General features: G+C 40.0%; 19 protein-coding genes. 7 read left to right on the plus strand and 12 right to left on the minus strand.

Going from position 1 to position 17724, the window contains the following annotated elements; all coding sequences use genetic code 11:
• Positions 1 to 21: 21 nt before the first annotated feature.
• Positions 22 to 1113, minus strand: coding sequence for a DUF481 domain-containing protein (locus NFU46_RS00805; protein ID WP_175078209.1), 1092 nt, complete (start codon positions 1111 to 1113; stop codon positions 22 to 24).
• Between the two features lie 101 nt (positions 1114 to 1214).
• Positions 1215 to 2510, minus strand: coding sequence for an anti-phage deoxyguanosine triphosphatase (locus NFU46_RS00810; protein ID WP_055021046.1), 1296 nt, complete (start codon positions 2508 to 2510; stop codon positions 1215 to 1217).
• A 214-nt stretch (positions 2511 to 2724) separates the two neighbouring features.
• Between NFU46_RS00810 and NFU46_RS00815 the strand changes: the two genes are divergently transcribed.
• From NFU46_RS00815 to ttcA, 6 genes are all read left to right on the plus strand, one after another.
• Entirely contained in the window at positions 2725 to 3543 is an 819-nt protein-coding gene (locus NFU46_RS00815; protein ID WP_251598801.1) for a glucosaminidase domain-containing protein, read from the plus strand.
• Positions 3536 to 4204, plus strand: a complete 669-nt coding sequence (locus NFU46_RS00820) for a DUF2987 domain-containing protein (RefSeq protein WP_251598804.1) — start codon at positions 3536 to 3538, stop codon at positions 4202 to 4204. Before NFU46_RS00815 ends, NFU46_RS00820 begins: the two co-directional genes overlap by 8 nt.
• A 496-nt stretch (positions 4205 to 4700) precedes the next feature.
• Positions 4701 to 5594 carry a polyphosphate kinase 2 gene (gene ppk2, locus NFU46_RS00825; protein WP_082665603.1) on the plus strand — a complete coding sequence of 298 codons (894 nt, stop codon included), beginning with the start codon at positions 4701 to 4703 and terminating at the stop codon, positions 5592 to 5594.
• A gap of 11 nt (positions 5595 to 5605) precedes the next feature.
• The gene (locus NFU46_RS00830) at positions 5606 to 5920 is read left to right on the plus strand and encodes a hypothetical protein (RefSeq protein ID WP_175078211.1); all 315 of its coding nucleotides are present in this window, start codon (positions 5606 to 5608) and stop codon (positions 5918 to 5920) included.
• Between the two features lie 118 nt (positions 5921 to 6038).
• On the plus strand, positions 6039 to 6458 hold the full coding sequence (locus tag NFU46_RS00835; protein ID WP_251598807.1) for a hypothetical protein: 420 nt from the start codon (positions 6039 to 6041) through the stop codon (positions 6456 to 6458).
• 226 nt (positions 6459 to 6684) lie between these two features.
• A complete protein-coding gene (ttcA, locus tag NFU46_RS00840) occupies positions 6685 to 7578 on the plus strand; it encodes a tRNA 2-thiocytidine(32) synthetase TtcA (protein ID WP_054561325.1) in 894 nt (297 codons plus the stop codon).
• 48 nt (positions 7579 to 7626) lie between these two features.
• On the opposite strand, the gene uspE is transcribed toward ttcA, so the two are convergent.
• From uspE to ccoN, 10 genes are all read right to left on the minus strand, one after another.
• Positions 7627 to 8550, minus strand: coding sequence for a universal stress protein UspE (uspE, locus tag NFU46_RS00845; RefSeq protein WP_058584855.1), 924 nt, complete (start codon positions 8548 to 8550; stop codon positions 7627 to 7629).
• Positions 8551 to 8652: 102 nt separating this feature from the next.
• Entirely contained in the window at positions 8653 to 9387 is a 735-nt protein-coding gene (locus NFU46_RS00850; protein ID WP_054553050.1) for an FNR family transcription factor, read from the minus strand.
• 38 nt (positions 9388 to 9425) lie between these two features.
• A complete protein-coding gene (locus NFU46_RS00855) occupies positions 9426 to 10097 on the minus strand; it encodes a sulfite exporter TauE/SafE family protein (protein ID WP_251598810.1) in 672 nt (223 codons plus the stop codon).
• Positions 10090 to 10257, minus strand: a complete 168-nt coding sequence (ccoS, locus tag NFU46_RS00860; protein WP_054553052.1) for a cbb3-type cytochrome oxidase assembly protein CcoS — start codon at positions 10255 to 10257, stop codon at positions 10090 to 10092. The genes NFU46_RS00855 and ccoS overlap by 8 nt, the downstream gene beginning before the upstream one ends.
• Positions 10254 to 12629: a heavy metal translocating P-type ATPase gene (locus NFU46_RS00865; protein ID WP_251598813.1), complete on the minus strand. Its 2376-nt coding sequence runs from the start codon at positions 12627 to 12629 to the stop codon at positions 10254 to 10256. Before NFU46_RS00865 ends, ccoS begins: the two co-directional genes overlap by 4 nt.
• Positions 12630 to 12638: 9 nt before the next feature.
• Positions 12639 to 13130 carry a FixH family protein gene (locus NFU46_RS00870; protein ID WP_054561329.1) on the minus strand — a complete coding sequence of 164 codons (492 nt, stop codon included), beginning with the start codon at positions 13128 to 13130 and terminating at the stop codon, positions 12639 to 12641.
• Positions 13131 to 13279: 149 nt separating this feature from the next.
• Positions 13280 to 14245, minus strand: a complete 966-nt coding sequence (gene ccoP, locus NFU46_RS00875; protein WP_054561330.1) for a cytochrome-c oxidase, cbb3-type subunit III — start codon at positions 14243 to 14245, stop codon at positions 13280 to 13282.
• A complete protein-coding gene (locus NFU46_RS00880) occupies positions 14242 to 14427 on the minus strand; it encodes a cbb3-type cytochrome c oxidase subunit 3 (RefSeq protein WP_054561331.1) in 186 nt (61 codons plus the stop codon). The genes ccoP and NFU46_RS00880 overlap by 4 nt, the downstream gene beginning before the upstream one ends.
• Positions 14428 to 14432: 5 nt before the next feature.
• Positions 14433 to 15107 (minus strand): cytochrome-c oxidase, cbb3-type subunit II, encoded by a 675-nt coding sequence (ccoO, locus tag NFU46_RS00885; RefSeq protein WP_054561332.1) that lies wholly within the window; start codon positions 15105 to 15107, stop codon positions 14433 to 14435.
• A gap of 12 nt (positions 15108 to 15119) precedes the next feature.
• On the minus strand, positions 15120 to 16553 hold the full coding sequence (gene ccoN / locus NFU46_RS00890; RefSeq protein ID WP_036967883.1) for a cytochrome-c oxidase, cbb3-type subunit I: 1434 nt from the start codon (positions 16551 to 16553) through the stop codon (positions 15120 to 15122).
• A 346-nt stretch (positions 16554 to 16899) separates the two neighbouring features.
• Here ccoN and NFU46_RS00895 point away from each other — a divergent pair, with 346 nt between their 5' ends.
• A complete protein-coding gene (locus NFU46_RS00895) occupies positions 16900 to 17319 on the plus strand; it encodes a hypothetical protein (protein WP_175081816.1) in 420 nt (139 codons plus the stop codon).
• The last annotated feature ends 405 nt before the right edge of the window (positions 17320 to 17724 follow it).

Below are 17724 nucleotides of genomic sequence, written 5' to 3' on the forward strand. Positions count from 1 at the left end.
TATATCGATTGATTGAGATGTTTATAAATCGATACCCAGCGCGAAAATCATTTTGTAATCTTCTTTTTCTGGTACTACACCGTTTTCATCAGCAATCGGGTCAGCCAAATAATCCCATACTAATGACATATCAAAATCGATATCATCGGTGATCTCAAACTCAAACGCAGCCATCGCATATTGAGAATCTCCACCTGCATCACTGTTTGCAGTTAGATAGCGATAATTAAAGGTAAAATCAATTTTCTTGGTGACTTCAAGCTCGTAATTAGTGCCGACAAAATATGACCAAGATGAATTTGATTTCTCTTCACCCGTAGTGACAGTATCAAACTCAGTTCTTTGATAAGCTGGGCCTGTTGAAAAATCCCATTCTGTTTTATCGGTATCCATTACATAGTAACCAACACCGGCACCGAGAGTATACTTGTTAGCGATATTTTGAAACGGGTCACGGTAGTATTCAAAGAAGGCTGGACGGAAATACATTTTTTGTGTGTAAAACCAGTCGAAGGTACCATTAGCGCGGATGTTGTTTTTAGTAACTTGTTCATCGCTGGTGGTGCGATAGCCTAAAAACTCTGCGAGGAAACGGCTAGACGCCGTACGGCGCTTGATATCTGCACGAGCCGAATACTCTGTTTGGTCAGTATTGCCTTTTGATATATCGGCACCTAGCGATATTTTTACAGTCCATGCACTGAGTTCGCTTTCAGCTGAAGGAGCAATAGAGACTAAATCGCGATAACGGTATTTAGCTTCTTGTTCGCCAACTTTCACATAACCACCAGAGATATTTAATGTGCCGCTTAGCTCATTACCATCGTTAAAGCGCACAGTATGGTGGCGATCTGAGATAATCATGTAGACATCTTCGCGATCAATAATTAATGTGTCGAGCACATCACTGTCGAACTCAATCTCTTTATCATACATGGAGACTAGTTCGCCTTTGAGCCATTCGCCCGAATTCAGCCGTACCCAATCGAAATGAGTGGCATCTTTTATGATTATGCCGCGTTCTTCAAGAAGCGGATCAGGAAGTGATTCTGCACTATAGCAAGCAAATGAGCTTGCTACAGCAGCACTAATAAGCAGGTATTTTTTGAGCATTATTTCAATCCATGTTAAATAAAATGCATTCAAGGGGTGAGGTTGTTATTACTATAACCTGTTTGATTTTAGAACAATTTCAACTGCTGTTCAAAAATTACTTAAGCAGATGGTAAAAACAAGCGCTGATAGGTTTTATAAGCATATTCATCACTCATCCCTGATAAGTAGTCACATATTATGCGCATAGCATTATCACCTTGCTGGTGCGCATTTAGCCACATTTCTTGGGTTGTTTCAGGTAATAAGCGCATTGGGTCGCTGGCAAAAGCACTAAATAACTCAATCAACAGGTTTTGCCCTTTAAATTCAACTTGCTGCATCTTTGGCTCGCGAATTAAACGTTTAAAAACAAAATGTTTTAGCACGTTAAGAATTTCGGCAAATTCATCCGGTAGGCTTACTGTGTACTGCAGTATTTCAGATTCGAAATCTGCGTTTTGTACAACTAACTGAGCGTTAATAATAAAGGTGTTAACCAACTCACCAATAGCGTCTTTACGCTCATACTCGTGATGAGAAAAGAGTCTGGCGGTTATTGAGCTCAAATGGGTGGTTAGCCAAGCAGAGTCAAGCTCTTGCAACTGTACAAGGGCATGGTTTTGCCAATCAGCCAGCGTTAAAACTTCTGTAGCTATGGCATCTTCTAAATCGTGAACGGCATACGCAATGTCGTCAGCTAATTCCATAATTGCTGAGTCTATCGATTTGTAATGGGTTTTAGCTCTAAACTCATCAACCTTATAATGACTACTCAGCAGCGCTTTATCGTTATTCGACAGTGGCTCAATGATCCAATCGAAAACATCTTTATCGTCTTTATATAAGCCTTTGGCTGGTCGCCAATGGTCAGCTTTAATAAAACTACGTTGCTCACTCAAAGGTGGAATGCTGTGCCACAAATCATCAATAAAGGCTGGATATTTAATAAAGCCTAATAAGGTGCGTCTGGTTAAATTCATGCCATAGCCATTTGAATAGGGCTCAAGCTTAGACACAATTCTTAATGTTTGCGCGTTTCCTTCAAAACCACCGTGCTCACGCATCATGTAATTTAATGCTATTTCACCACCATGACCAAAAGGAGGGTGGCCAATATCATGAGCAAGACACAAGGTTTCGAGTAAGCTACCGCTCGGAAAATTCGTAAATTCAGGGTGTTGCTTTTTTAAGTGGCGTAATAAACCACTGCCAATTTGGGCCACTTCTAATGAGTGAGTAAGACGGGTTCGGTAAAAATCATTTAAGCCAATACCCATAATTTGGGTTTTAGCTTGCAAACGCCTAAATGCAGCAGCGTGAATAATTCGAGAGCGGTCAACTTGCCAAGCTGAGCGATTATCGTTTGGACGATATTTTTGCTGGTCAATAATACGAGCTTGCCAAGATTGGCACATAAAAATAACCTTCCTATTTCTCGTTTGCTTGCTTTTTAGTATACGCAAGCGCTTGAAAATTGCGAGCAAATTGGCCGTTTCTTACTCGGTTCTGTATAAACTTTGGGTTGGGTGCTTCGGGCAAATTCGCCAAAAATCCACAGCTTTGGTATACTCCGCCTCTGTATGTGCGTGACGTTACCGCACATGAGTAGTAGTTTATATGAGAGAATACATGCTTAATTACGTTTTTCGAGCTTTACTTGCTGCTTTTTTTGCATGGGCGTTGTTATCGCCATTTGTAGATAAAGAAGTAGTAGAAAGTGGGTCTGAACAATCGCAGACAACGCCAAAAGGGACCCAGCGCGTAATCAAAAAAGAAAAGCCATTACATAATGTGAAACTGCCAGATTTTGCAGCTTTTACTGATGTGAAAGAAAAGAAACATGCATTTTTTGATTTTATTCGCCCTCATGTTGAGGCCGAAAATAAAAAGATTCTACAGCAGCGTGCGACTTTAGAAATCGCGCGCATGATGCTGGAGTACAATGAGCCACTAAGTAGCAAGCAGCAAGCAGATATTAAAAAAATACTGACAAGCTACAAGTTGCCAACCACCATAGATACTTTGTCGCTTACCCAGGCACTACGTCGTGTTGATATCATTCCTAAAGAGCTTGCGCTAATGCAAGCAGCTAATGAATCAGCATGGGGTACATCACGCTTTGCACGCATTGGTTTAAATTTTTTCGGCCAGTGGTGTTACAAAAAGGGTTGCGGCATGGTGCCTCGTCGCCGTGCTAACGAAGCAGCCCATGAAGTGACGGCTTTTAAATCGGTACGTGCGGCTGTAAGTTCATATTTTAAAAATATTAATACCCATGCAGCGTATAAAGATTTAAGATCAATTCGTGCTGATTTACGTCGCCAGCAAAAGCCAATTGATGCAACTAAGCTAACGCAAGGCTTGTTGTCTTATTCGGAGCGCGGTGAAGCGTATATTGAAGAATTAAATAAAATGATAAATCAAAACAGAGCTTACTTTGATGAATAAACTCCTTCCATGGTTAAAAGCAGCAACCATCGCGGTTGCGCTAGGTGCAGTTGCTTCAAAGGCCGCTGCAACAGAATTTGTTGTTGCCTATGATGGCTTTTACGATCGTTTGAAAGTTGTTAATAAAGGCGAGTTTCAATACGCTCAAGTTAACTTTTATTTGTCTGATATTGCTAGCAACGAAGTATGCAAAATTAAATCAGGTAAAATAATTACAGAAAAACAAGAGTTTGACCTAACTTATACAGATAAGGCTCAACTACTTTTACCATTCGATAAGCAGCTTGATACAGATAAAGCCGTAATAGTTGTTCAACCAGAAAATCCAAAACATGAATGCCAATTAAAGTTACAAATTGAAGCAACGGATCTGGCTGATTTTGAACTCAGTAAAGCGAACTTATATACGTTAAATGAAGAATTTGACGAGCTGTTATCTGATTTGTCGGGCTTTTTTGTTAGCAAATTAATGTGGTTCTTACTGCCTGAACAACAGGGTGTTGTACTTAAATTTAACGGCCAAGACGCTATCTCGGCAAATGGCGTTAGCTGTAAAGAGCAGCGTTGTTCAATAAAAGTAACAGACAACTGGCAAGACGATAACACAGTGCTTAGCAGTCATGCTGAGCTTATCAGTGCCACACCGTGGATTGTTAAATAGCGACCATATATTGCTAAAAGCGTTTAAACATCGACAAAAGGGACCTTATTAGGTCCTTTTTTCGTTGTGAAGCAGATAGTTCTTATGTCTCTTTTTTTAAAGAGTTGCCTCGGTATTTTGGTTTAGCATCAAAATCTGAAATTCATCGTAAGCAGTGCAGTTACTTTGACTGTTTATTTTATCTACATTATTCCCTTTAACTCATATCTTTTCTAACTATTTGTATTGCTGTGCATTTAAGAATTAGCGTGTTTTTAGATCTGAAAACAGTATGAAAATATGCGTTTTTACTGATTGTTTCTTGCTATAGATAAAAGGTTTAATTTTATTTTAGCACCCTTATTTTTACTTAATTATTAAGTGCTAACCTTCTATTTTTAAATGATTTTTCAAGAATTGAAAATATAGATTTAGATCAAATTACTTAGCAATAACTGGCTTAAAGTAAAACTATAAAGATCTCAATATAGGTAGTTATAGTTTAAAAGGAGTCGTTATGCAGACAGTCAATGTCGAACCTGTATCAGTTAAACAACAGAAATTAGCAGAAGCCAATGCGAAGCAGGATGTGGTTTTTGATCTAAATGTTAAAAACCCAAGCTTAAAGTGGAATGCTGACGGTAAATACCCATATAAACGCAAAATGGACGTAGTTGAATACGAGCGCCATAAACACGAACTGCAAATCGAGCTTTTAAAAATGCAAGGCTGGGTAAAAGAGACCAACCAGCAAATTGTGATTTTATTTGAAGGTCGAGATGCGGCGGGTAAAGGTGGCACTATTAAGCGCTTTATGGAGCATTTAAACCCTCGTGGGGCGCATGTAGTGGCTTTAGAAAAACCATCTGCAAGAGAGCGTGATCAATGGTACTTTCAGCGTTACATTAACCACCTGCCAACAAAGGGTGAAATTATATTATTTGACCGTTCTTGGTATAACCGAGCCGGTGTTGAGAAGGTAATGGGGTTTTGTGATGATCACGAATATTTAGAGTTTATGCGTCAAACACCTCAACTTGAACGTATGTTGGTGAATAGCGGTATTAAGCTATTTAAATATTGGTTTTCGGTCAGCAGAGAAGAGCAATTTAGACGCTTTAAATCGCGCCAAAATGACCCGCTCAAACAATGGAAGCTAAGCCCAGTTGATATGGCATCTTTGGCTAAATGGCATGATTATAGTGATGCCAAAGATGCCATGATGTTTCATACCCATACTAAGGATGCACCTTGGACACAAATTCGATCTGATGATAAAAAGCGCGGGCGAATCAACTGCATGCGTCATTTCTTAAGCTGTTTGGATTACCCAGAAAAAGATCACGAAATTGTGAATCGTCTAGACCCGCTTATTGTCACCGAACCAACCCGCATGTCTGCACGTCAGTAAAGGAGAATACTATGCAAAATTCACAGTCAGTATTTGAGAAGCGTCTTGCTAAGCTCGAAAAAATTCTCGAAAAGAGTAAAAAAGAAGTGGCTAGAACCACTGAACTTGCAAAAGATGCAGCACTTAAAGCACAAGCAGCTGTAGAGTGCGCTAGTGAAGCAGAGAACCTAGCCGAAAATGCTAAAAAGCGCTTGAAAGCAGCTAAAAAGCAATTAAAAGAGGCCAAAGTGTTAAAAATAGCGCAGAAAAATGCGTCGAAAAAGTCGGCAATAAAACGTGCTAAACGAATGGCAAAGAATAAAAAAGCTAAAACTAAAAGCGCTTAAAGTTAACAAAGGGCACAGGGCTCATGTGCCCTTTGTTTTTTATTAAGCGTATGGCTGGACATTTTTACGGTTCTCGATATGCTAAACCTTACTTTTTCAGAGACTTAAAAGCATCTTAATGAAAACTTCAGCGCCTATTTTTGTTATTTTACTGCTATGTTCAGCTTGTAGCAGTCATTCACCTATCAACCAAGAAATGCAAACTAAGTTGCAAGGCTCATGGCAGTCAACAAATAGCCCAGTTTGTGAAGCTAATTTTCATACCATAACGTTTAAAAATAAAACATTAGAAATCTCTTATGATGAGCAGGGCTATATTTCCGCGTCTGAAGCGAGAAAAACCTTCGTTTATAATATTCTCTCAGCAGAGAAAAATTTAATCCGTGTGCAGCTTGAAAATGAAACTCGCTTAGATAAAAAGGGCAAGCCAGTAGTTTGGCATCTTAAACCACTTAGAAATTATAAATACTGTTGGGGCAGAGATGATTGGCCTGACCTTGCTTGTACAGCTTCTCGTTACAAATGCACAGTAAAATAAATCAGCAGTTAGTTTACAGAGGTCAGAAAATTAGAGCTTTCAGCCTATAAATTCATAAACCTTTGAGTCTATTCCCAAAGCGCTTCGCTTTACGTGGTATATCTACGAGTGAAGCGCTTTAATTATCCCATGCTAATCATTTCAACTCGCTTAAAAAGTCCGTATAATCCACGCCGAACTTTTTACTATGAAACATGGCTTACAAAAGCCTGTATGAGCAGAGCAAATGAATCAAACTGATACTAGAAAAGAAACTCTTGAATTTAATAAACTTCAAAAGCGTCTAAGAAGGCATGTTGGTAACGCAATTACTGATTACAACATGATCGAAGACGGTGATGTTGTTATGGCATGTATCAGTGGTGGTAAAGATTCTTTTGCAATGCTAGATATTTTGCTTAATTTACAAAAAGCAGCGCCGATTAAATTTGAAGTGATTGCAGTAAACCTTGATCAGAAGCAACCTGGTTTTCCTGAGCACATTTTGCCTGATTACTTTGAAACGCTAAATATCCCGTATTACATCGTTGATAAAGATACTTACTCAGTAGTAAAAGAAAAAGTACCAGAGGGCAAAACAACCTGTGGTCTGTGTTCACGACTTCGTCGCGGCACACTTTATTCATTTGCCGAAAAAATTGGTGCAACCAAATTAGCACTTGGTCATCACATGGATGATATCGTTGAGACAATGTTCTTAAATATGTTCCATGGTTCACGACTAAAAGCGATGCCACCAAAATTACGCTCTGATGATGAGCGTAACGTGGTAATCCGTCCGTTGTCATATTGCCGAGAAAAAGATTTAATTAAATACGCTGAGCACAAAGACTTCCCAATTATTCCTTGTAATTTATGTGGCTCACAAGAAAACTTACAGCGTCAATCAATCAAAGCCATGTTGACTGAGTGGGATAAGAAAACTCCAGGTCGTGTTGAGAGTATCTTTAAGTCTTTACAAAATGTTAGCCCAAGCCAGCTTGCAGACAGAAACTTATTTGATTTTGAAAATTTACCACTTGATAGAGAAGGCAATCGTGAAAGCTATGACTTTAGCGAGGCGGTGGTCTCATCAACAAACATTGATGAATCATTATTTATTGATGTAACAAATATATAAAAAGAAAAAAGCCCCAAACTGGGGCTTTTTTAATGCATATTTAAAAGGTTATTTAGCAAGTGGGCTCACATAGCCGTCTGGTTTTAGTGCTAAAACATCGCAGTCAAGGCTATCAATAACATGCTCTGCTGTGTTACCGACAAGCGCTGCACTTAAGCCAGTACGTCCAACTGTACCTATCACTACTAATTCGCTGTTGAGGCGTGCAGCCACATCAGGAATAACATCTTCAGGTAAACCCTCTTCAATGTGGCAATGAGCTTTATCAATATCAAAGCCTTCAGCTAATGAAAGCGTTGATTCAAAGTGATGTTTTTTAACTGATTCGTTATAAACACCGGGATTGAATTCAGGGATTTCAATAGCGATATTAACTGGAGTTGCTGGGTAGGCATTCACAAGGTTAAGCGTTGCGTTGGCCAAGTCACAAATGAAACGAGCGTCATTGATAATACGCTTGTTAAGTTCAAGGTGTTGTTCATTTTCACTCACTGCGTTTACAGCAGCTAAAATATTGCCTTTTGCCGGCCACTCTTTCTCTTTAACAAGTAAAACTGGAGCAGGGCACTTACGAATGAGGTGCCAGTCAGTTGGGGTGAAAATAACAGACTTAAGTGTATCGTGTTGATGAGTGCCTTTGACAACAAGGTCAAAACCATCGTTGATCACGGTATTGATAATGGCTTCGTAAGGGCGGTTATGCCAAACCACACAGCTATCAATGGTAAGCTCTGGATAAAGTGCAATTTGTTCATTTAACCATTCTTGGCGGTCTTTTATGACGGCTTCGCGCATTGCTTCACGCTCATCAGCAGAAAGCATTGTGGTCATTTCATAAGAGAAGTCGTAGATACTGAGGAAAGCGGTGATGGTCGCGCCAGATTTTTTGGCTAGATCAATTGAGCGGCTTAAACTGTGTTGCTGCTCTTTGGTTGGGTCTATAACTGCTAAAATTCGTTTAATTGCGTCCATGTGCTGCTCCTTAACTGTTCCGCAAAAAGTAGTACTTTGAGTGTAACCTAAATTTAGAACAGTTAAAGGGGCAAACAATATAAAGTTGCGTTAAATCAAACTCTATTTACATTTAATCGCTGCTGTTGCTGCAAGCGCTTGCTGGTCCAAAATGGTGATAAATTTACCTTCAACCTTAATAAAACCGGCTTTTTGGAAGCGGCTTAAAAGGCGGCTAATTGTTTCAACAGTAAGGCCTAAATAATTACCGATTTCACCACGTGTCATGGTTAAACGGAATTCTTTACGTGAGAAACCACGTTCACCAAAACGCTCTGCAAGATTATAAATAAAACTGGCTAGACGCTCTTCAGCTGACTTTTTATTGAGTAACAATAACATTTCTTGGTCATAGTTAATTTCATTACTCATTAAACGCATAATTTGTTGGCGTAGCTTAGGTAGTTTACCCGCTAATTCGTCTAGAGTATCGAATGGAATTTCACATACCATTGATGTTTCAAGGGCTTGTGAGAAGCTTTGATGAGCCATTTTGTTAATAGCATCGAAACCAACCAAATCACCAGCTAGATGAAAACCAGTAATTTGCTCATCACCTTGTTCAGACAAAGTATAAGACTTAAACGAGCCAGAGCGTACCGCATAAATGGCATTTAAGCTTTCGCCAGACTCAAATAAATAATCACCTTTATGCAGTGGTTTCTTACGTTCGATGATTTCATCGAGACGATCCATTTCTTGACCGTTTAATGAAAATGGCAAACATAGCTGGCTGATACTGCAATTATTACAGCTAATTGTGCATAAGCCTTTTGACTTGTTTTGTGAGAAGTCCATACATCAAATCCATTCAAATAAGTTAACAACCAGTAAGATTAATGAATTAGCTTATCGGTTGCTATAATTAATAAGTATATACCGTACCATATTATTACGCTGCCTAGAATAACCCTAGTCCAAACATGATTGAAAATAGTGTTTATTTTCTGGCTGACGAGTCCTACGCTTATCATCGCAGGAAAGGTGCCTAACGCGAAAAATAACATCACACCTGCACCATGTGATGCTGATGGGCTAGTCAGTGCCCAGGTAAGCGCTGAATAAACTAATCCACAGGGCAACCAGCCCCACAAAGCGCCATAGAGTAGGGCTTTTGGGGTAGTATCGACCGGTAATAAATAACGATTAAGTTTAGCTAAATGCTGCCATACTAGGGTTTTGCCAAGTTTTTCTAGCCACTGTAGAGTTGCCGCTAAACGCATAATGTAAACCCCAACAAGGAGCATAAAAATACCACTCAAAAACGACAACGCTATCGATATAGAAGTATTTTGCGCTGCAAAGCGACTACTAATTCCTGCTACAAGAGCACCGGCAAGCATGTAACTTAGTGCGCGGCCTAGGTTATAAGCAATCGAAAAGGTCACTGCACGGTTTTTGTTGGCGGCAAGTTGTAAACTACTGGCAATGCCACCACACATAGCAAGGCAATGACCACTACCTAACAAGCCCATTATAAATGCACTAATAAACAGCGGATCAATCATTACTTTTGTTGTGCTGCTCTTTATCGTCTTCGAACAGGATACTGTGGCCCTGTTTGTTTAAATCAGAAAATTGTTCGCTTTTTACAGCCCAAAAGAACACCCCAATAGCAATCAGCACAAATAAAATGGCAATTGGGATAAGCATGTAGATGATACTCATAGTTTTAATAACCTTAATGAGTTGGTAATAACCAAAATGGAGCTTGCAGACATACCAATTACAGCCATCCAAGGAGCAACAAGCCCAAGGGCTGCCAATGGTAAAATCGAACCATTGTAAATAAGTGATAATGCCAAGTTTTGCTTAACAATACGGCGCGTCTTTTTCGAGACAGTAAGCAAATGTTCTATGGCCGTTAGATCACTATTGAGTAATACCACATCGGCACTATTTTTGGAAATATCAGCGCCTGTTTCCATCGCAATAGATAAATGGGCACTGGCAAATACTGGGCTGTCATTCACGCCATCACCCACCATAGCAACAATGGCACCTTTAGCTGCCAATGCTTCAACATGGGTTTGTTTGTCGCGAGGGCTACATGCAGCATGCACGGTATCTAAATTGAGCTGTTTTGCAATTCGCTCACCACTGTTAGAGGCATCGCCCGTTAACATATGGCACTTAATTTGTTGCAAGTGCAGTGTAGTAATCAATTTTTCTGCGTTATTACGTAGGCTGTCGGCTAAGTAAAAACGCGCAATGACTTGTTTATCGATATATAAGGTTGCCTGAGCATCTGCTTTTTCGGTATCAAACCAACCGCTTTTACCTATCGCAAGGTGCTGATCATTTAGTAAAGCGGTAATGCCTTTACCTGGTTCGATAGTCACATTTTCAATAGGGTTCACTGTGTCGTTGAAACCAGCGAATGCATTAGCAATAGGGTGCTCAGAGAAACTTTCAAGTTGTGCTGCTAAGCGTAATGCATCAGCTTCACTGTACTGGGTGTTAACTAGTTCAACGCGTTCAATGGTAAAGCGACCTTGCGTTAAAGTACCTGTTTTATCAAACGCGATATCTGTTAATTGTGGTAGCGTTTCTAACACATGGGCTTGTTTAATTAAAATTCCACGCTTCGTAAGGCTGGCTACAGCGCACGTGAGAGCGGTTGGAATTGCTAAGCTAAGCGCACAAGGGCAGGTTGCAACAAGTACAGAAATAGTAACCCAAAAGGCATGCTCGGGGTCTATTTGATACCAACCAATTGCTGTTATTGAGGCAAACACTAATAAACAGGCAACAAACCACTGCGCTACTTTATCTGTTATCTCAACTAATCGCGGGCGCTTGGTTAACGCTGTGTGTTGTAACTTAATAATTTGATTAAGCAGGGTATTTTGACCGATTTTGTTGATCTCAATACTGATCACACCATCATGGTTAATCGTTCCTGCGTAAACTTGATGGCTGACAAACTTGTTAACTGGCTGGTGTTCACCCGTCATCATGGCTTCATCAACGGTTGTTTGACCTTTTGTAACAATACCATCAGCAGGAATAGTCTCGCCTGCTTTGATTAATACAACATCACCCAGTTTTAGTTTTTTTGCGGCAATTATCGATTCTTGATTATTATCATCAATAATACGAGCTGTAAGCGGCAGTAACTTTTGCAAGTTAGCGGTAAATTCACTGGCTTTTAAACGAGCTCTAAATTCTAAATATTTACCTAATAATAATAAGAAGGTAAACATACAGATAGATTCAAAATAAACTTCGCCAACCGACATTAATGTGGCATAACAGCTTGCCCCATAAGCACCAAAAATAGCTAATGAGACGGGTAAGTCCATATTCAGCTGTTTGGCTTTTAAACCATTAATGGCATTGGTTAAGAATGGCAAGGCACTGTAAAGAATAACTGGAGAAGCAAGTACTAAGCTTATCCATCGAAAATACTGCTCGAAGTTCTCTTCCATGCCAGAGAACATGCCAAAATACATGGCAAAAGCAAACATCATTACTTGCATGGTCATCAGACCGGCAACCCCTAAACGGCGAATGTAGGCTTTTGCGGCTTGTTGTTTTTGGCTCGCTTCAAGGTCTGCCTGAAACGGATAGGCTTTATAGCCGATTTCATGTAATGAGGTAATAATTTGGCTAAGCGGTGTAACCGATTTATCCCACTGGATCATGGCACGGTTGGTCGAAGTATTTACATCAACACGTTTGATTGCTTTTAAGTTAAGTAGTTGTTTTTCGATTAACCAAGCACAGGCAGCACAGGTGATGCCTTCAACCGTTAATAGTACTTCTGATAAATCATTAGTGGCTGAAATAAACTCGTCTTGAATATCTTCGTTATCGTAACTTTTAATCAACTCGAGTTGCTCTGGAACAAGTTGTTCAACTTTACCAGAGCGTACAGTTCTAAATTTATAGTAATCGGTCATGCCTTGGGCGACGATATTCTCAGCAACCGTTTGGCAACCAATGCAACACATAGGTTGTGCCTTACCGTCTATTTCGACAGTCGCATTAAAGCCTTTTGGCACACTTTCAAGACAATGAAAGCAATTATCGGACATTAGAGTTTACTACTTATATTCAGGGCTAATCGAAATCGTTTTATCAGTTGGCAAAATGACATCTTCTTTAAGTTTCCAACTGTTATCGATTGGTTCAATAAACACTGTGTATGCACCGTCAACATGGGTGTCGAGTAGGGCAGTGAAATCGCCATGGGCGTTTTTCATTAGGCTTACATCAAAGTCATTGGCTTTAATGGTGCGATGATAAAATGACATTTTTAAAGAGTGAACATTGCTTGCGTCACCCTTGGTGAAAGTGAAAGTTACTTTGTCGCCTGCAACATTTAAATCGCCATGTAAATAAAGTGCTTTTGCTTTATTAAATTTGCTGAGTTCAAGGTTAATTGCTTTGCCTTTTTTATAGTAATCATCAACAACCATATCTGGGCCGTTGCCAATCGCCATATAAATAAGACCAGCACAGCCGATGATGGCTGCAAGAGGAAAAGAGATTAAAAACCATGGCCAAAAGTTTTTATACCAAGGAGTGGGTTTCATAGTACTTATACCTTTAAAAACGTTGTACGCATTTTATCGGATTTAAAAGCAAAAGACTAAAAAAAAGCCTCCAGATGGAGGCTTTTTTGATCTTAATTAATCTATTGAATTAAAGGATTAATTGTTTATACATTTTATTAACCGCGTGGTTATTTATCTTGCGATAAGCTGTAAACGTACGCTGTTAATAAGTGAACTTTATCTTCACCTAAAATGTCTTTCCATGCTGGCATTACACCTGCGCGGCCATTGATTAGTGTTTCTTCAACAGCACGTTTAGAACCACCGTATAACCAGATGTTATCTGTTAGGTTAGGTGCACCAAATGGTAAGTTGTGTGCAACTGAACCTTTACCGTCAGCACCGTGACACGCAGCACACATTGCAAACTTAGCAGCACCTGCAGCAGCGTCTTTTTGGTTAACAGTACGGCCTGAAAGGCTAAGTACGTGAGCAGTCATTTCTTTAATGCCTTGCTCGCCAAGTGCATCACCCCAAGGTGGCATCGCAGCAACACGACCGTAAAGAAGTGTTTCTTTGATCTTGTCTGGGGTACCGCCATATAACCAATCGTTATCCGTTAGGTTAGGGAAGCCTTGACCACCACGTGCATCTGAACCATGACATTGTGCACAGTTTTGTGAGAATAAACGTTGACCAATCTCAAGCGCTTTTTCATCTTTAACTAGTGTTTCAATATCTTGTTTTGCGAATGACTCAAAGATTGGGCCAAAACGCTCATCAGCAGCGATAAATTCTTGGTCTAATTGAACGTTCTCACCGTTAGCTAATGCTTGTTCAGTCGCTTCTTTAGACTCAGCTAAAGAAGTAATACCTTGGTTAGAACTTGTCCATTTACCTAAACCTTCCCAGTTACCTAAACCTGGGTAAGCAGCTAGGTAGTATACAGACCAAATGAATGTCGCGAAGAACATGTAAGTCCACCATTTTGGTAGTGGGTTGTTTAGTTCTTCAATGCCGTCAAACTCGTGACCACAGCTTTCGCCTTCTTTAACACCTGTGTAGTTTTTTAAGTTCCACAGAAGTAGGCCGAAGATGATAGCAAGACACGCTAGGGTTAATACGATAACCCATATACTCCAAAAGCTAGTCATTTCTCAGACTCCTTTTCCTCGTTAGAGATTGTGTTGTTGTGTTTTTTTTCATCTTCAAATATGGCATTAGCAGCGTTATCAAATCGGCTTTTGCTACGCTTGCTGTATGCCCATACAACAATCACAATAAACAGTACTAAAATTACCAGAGTCAAAATGCCTCTGTATGTTCCGTAATCCATAATAATTACTTCAAGTGTGTGCCAAGCTGTTGTAAGTAAGCGATTAGAGCTTGCATTTCAGTTGCGCCTTCACCATTGTTCATGGCTTCGATTTTCGCAATGTCAGCTTTTAGCTCTTCGTCACTTCCGTAACCTTTACCGTCGTAACGGTCGCTTGCTTTGTCGATTCCGAAGCTATCACGGAATACTTGAAGCTTTTTAAGTGTATGGGTCGTATCGACTCTGTTTTCGTCTAACCAAGGAAACGCTGGCATGTTTGACTCAGGAACCACAGCACGTGGGTCCATTAAGTGAGCATGGTGCCAATCGTCTGAGTAACGCTCACCAACACGAGCTAGGTCAGGACCAGTACGCTTAGAACCCCATTGGAATGGGTGATCCCATACTGACTCACCAGCTACAGAGTAGTGACCGTAACGCTCAACCTCGTCACGGAAAGGACGAATCATTTGTGAGTGACAGTTGTAACAACCTTCACGCACGTAGATATCACGGCCTTCCATTTCTAACGCTGTAAGAGGGCGTAAGCCATCAACAGGTTTAGTCGTATCGTCTTGGAACATTAGTGGAGTAATCTCAACTAACGCACCAAAGCTGATTGCAAAGACAGTCAAGATAGCCATTAGGCCAACGTTCTTTTCGACTATTTCGTGTTTGTTTTGTGAATTATTATTGCTCATCGTGCTACTCCATTATGCCAATTGTGCGTCAGCGTCTAATTGAAGCGAATCTTTCTTCGCTGCAATAGTACGATAAACGTTGTAAGCCATAATTAGCATACCTGTTACGATGAATACACCGCCTAGGAAACGCATGATATAGAACGGATACGAAGCTTCTAATGACTGTACAAAGCTGTACATTAACGTACCGTCTGAGTTTACTGCACGCCACATTAGACCTTGCATTACACCTGAGATCCACATTGCTACGATGTATAGAACAACACCAACAGTGTGTAACCAGAAGTGCGTGTTAACTAGTTTAACACTGTACATACGGCCTTGTGAGAATAGTGCAGGGATTAGGTGATAGATAGCACCGATAGAAATCATTGCAACCCAACCTAGTGCACCTGAGTGTACGTGACCTACAGTCCAGTCAGTGTAGTGAGAAAGCGCGTTAACTGACTTAATAGCCATCATTGGGCCTTCAAACGTAGACATACCGTAGAAAGATAGAGAAACAACTAAGAAACGAAGTACTGGGTCAGTACGTAGTTTATGCCATGCACCTGATAACGTCATGATACCGTTGATCATACCACCCCAAGATGGAACGAATAGGATAACTGACATAACCATACCTAAGCTTTGCGTCCAGTCTGGAAGCGCAGTGTAGTGTAGGTGGTGAGGACCTGCCCAGATGTATAAAGAAACAAGAGCCCAGAAGTGAACTACCGATAAACGGTAAGAATAAACAGGGCGACCAGCTTGTTTTGGTACGAAGTAGTACATCATACCTAAGAAACCAGCAGTTAATAAGAAACCAACAGCGTTGTGACCGTACCACCACTGAACCATTGCATCTACAGCACCTGCGTAGATAGAGTATGATTTAGTTAGTGAAACAGGAATTGCCATGCTGTTTACAATGTGTAAAACGGCAACAGTAATGATGAAACCAGCGTAGAACCAGTTCGCAACATAGATGTGCGATACTTTACGCTTGATTAACGTACCAAAGAATACAACTGCGTAAGTTACCCAAACAACGGCGATAAGAATATCGATTGGCCATTCAAGTTCTGCGTATTCTTTTGAGCTTGTGATACCTAAAGGTAAGGTAATCGCTGCTAGTACGATAACAAGTTGCCAACCCCAGAAGGTGAAGGCTGCTAGTTTATCTGAGAAAAGGCGCGTTTGACATGTACGTTGTACGACGTAATAAGACGTCGCAAAAAGTGCACTTGTACCAAATGCGAAAATTACTGCGTTCGTGTGTAACGGACGTAGTCGAGAGTAAGTTAACCATGGTGTATCAAAGTTAAGTGCTGGCCAAGCTAATTGGGCAGCAATCAGAACCCCAACACTCATGCCAACGATGCCCCAAATCACTGTCATAATAGCGAATTGGCGTACAACTTTATAATTGTACTCAGTTTGTGATGCTACTGTTTGGCTCATTTTCTGGCTTCCGCTGCAATAAATGCGTTTTAGAAATGAATTACCCACTTTTATTCAAAGTGGGGCCTACTATTACTTCACAAGCGTGTTACCTAAAGCCAACTTAGCGGTGCTAGCTTCAGAAAACAAACTCGAGAAACCCTTATTTTTGCGATGGAAATGATAAAATTTTTGACCTTAAAAAGATAGGTCAATTGCATAAAATTATGACATCAATCAAATTTTAGCGCTTTGTTGGTTATTTTTTGTCAGAGATTGTATTTTTATTAGCTTATTCCATCTAGCATGGTTGTCTTTTCGCGGGTAGCTCACTAGTATCCGCTTTTATTTTATACAGGCAAATAGAGTGCGAACTAGTTTTTTACCCGTTTTCCTTTTCAGTGTATTTTTAGCTGCATGTGATAGCCAAAGTATAGAAGAGGGCAGCACAAGTACAAGTTGTGAGAACAATAGTCATTGTTATTACCCTAATAATGCAGAAGTTTGGCTGAGCAACCCAGATGTCAGCCCTGAGTTGCCTTTTGCAATCAACCTAAAGCTGCCGAAAGGTGCTAAAAACCTCTCTGCTAAACTTGAAGGTGTCACTATGTATATGGGGTTTATTCCACTGCAGTTTAAGCAGAAAGGGCAAGTTTGGGTTGCTGATACTATGGTTGGCGCATGCTCTGAGCCTGTAATGACCTGGAAAATGATGCTCACTTATACTACTGGTGACAATCAACCACAAACTTTGCTTTATTATTTCGATTCACTGCAAACTCGATAACATCTTCCATTATTATTGTTGATCACAGTTTTTGATTATTTAAAAGCTGTGATTGTCGTCATCCCTACGTCATCTTTTTCTACTTTAATGTTCTTTATTAGCCGTATCTTTATACGGTATTACAAATTTACGGAACAAAAACAAAAATTCTTCCTCTAATACACTGTTTAACGGGCTAACTTTGTCTATTTAGTTAATTTAAGTGAATAACTATGGTTAGCAGTCTTACCAAGCTTTTACGGTTTTTATAACGTTGTGTGATCAACTTGTAAAAATTTCATTTGTAGCACTTATTGGGCTTTAGTTACACTTGATTACAAAGTGCGTGCAATTGATTTCAATCGTGTTTTTTTTGCTACTTAGCAATGTTACCTTGCTGATATAAAGGTGTTTTTTTCTGTTAAC

It is taken from the genome of Pseudoalteromonas sp. NCCP-2140 (genome assembly GCF_023708065.1).
Lineage (GTDB): Bacteria > Pseudomonadota > Gammaproteobacteria > Enterobacterales > Alteromonadaceae > Pseudoalteromonas.

Bases quoted from the DNA above. Each gene is read 5' to 3' on its own strand.
- NFU46_RS00805 (WP_175078209.1), bottom strand. From the start codon at position 1,113: ATGCTCAAAAAATACCTGCTTATTAGTGCTGCTGTAGCAAGCTCATTT.
- NFU46_RS00810 (WP_055021046.1), bottom strand. From the start codon at position 2,510: ATGTGCCAATCTTGGCAAGCTCGTATTATTGACCAGCAAAAATATCGT.
- NFU46_RS00815 (WP_251598801.1), top strand. From the start codon at position 2,725: ATGCTTAATTACGTTTTTCGAGCTTTACTTGCTGCTTTTTTTGCATGG.
- NFU46_RS00820 (WP_251598804.1), top strand. From the start codon at position 3,536: ATGAATAAACTCCTTCCATGGTTAAAAGCAGCAACCATCGCGGTTGCG.
- ppk2 (WP_082665603.1), top strand. From the start codon at position 4,701: ATGCAGACAGTCAATGTCGAACCTGTATCAGTTAAACAACAGAAATTA.
- NFU46_RS00830 (WP_175078211.1), top strand. From the start codon at position 5,606: ATGCAAAATTCACAGTCAGTATTTGAGAAGCGTCTTGCTAAGCTCGAA.
- NFU46_RS00835 (WP_251598807.1), top strand. From the start codon at position 6,039: ATGAAAACTTCAGCGCCTATTTTTGTTATTTTACTGCTATGTTCAGCT.
- ttcA (WP_054561325.1), top strand. From the start codon at position 6,685: ATGAATCAAACTGATACTAGAAAAGAAACTCTTGAATTTAATAAACTT.
- uspE (WP_058584855.1), bottom strand. From the start codon at position 8,550: ATGGACGCAATTAAACGAATTTTAGCAGTTATAGACCCAACCAAAGAG.
- NFU46_RS00850 (WP_054553050.1), bottom strand. From the start codon at position 9,387: ATGGACTTCTCACAAAACAAGTCAAAAGGCTTATGCACAATTAGCTGT.
- NFU46_RS00855 (WP_251598810.1), bottom strand. From the start codon at position 10,097: ATGATTGATCCGCTGTTTATTAGTGCATTTATAATGGGCTTGTTAGGT.
- ccoS (WP_054553052.1), bottom strand. From the start codon at position 10,257: ATGAGTATCATCTACATGCTTATCCCAATTGCCATTTTATTTGTGCTG.
- NFU46_RS00865 (WP_251598813.1), bottom strand. From the start codon at position 12,629: ATGTCCGATAATTGCTTTCATTGTCTTGAAAGTGTGCCAAAAGGCTTT.
- NFU46_RS00870 (WP_054561329.1), bottom strand. From the start codon at position 13,130: ATGAAACCCACTCCTTGGTATAAAAACTTTTGGCCATGGTTTTTAATC.
- ccoP (WP_054561330.1), bottom strand. From the start codon at position 14,245: ATGACTAGCTTTTGGAGTATATGGGTTATCGTATTAACCCTAGCGTGT.
- NFU46_RS00880 (WP_054561331.1), bottom strand. From the start codon at position 14,427: ATGGATTACGGAACATACAGAGGCATTTTGACTCTGGTAATTTTAGTA.
- ccoO (WP_054561332.1), bottom strand. From the start codon at position 15,107: ATGAGCAATAATAATTCACAAAACAAACACGAAATAGTCGAAAAGAAC.
- ccoN (WP_036967883.1), bottom strand. From the start codon at position 16,553: ATGAGCCAAACAGTAGCATCACAAACTGAGTACAATTATAAAGTTGTA.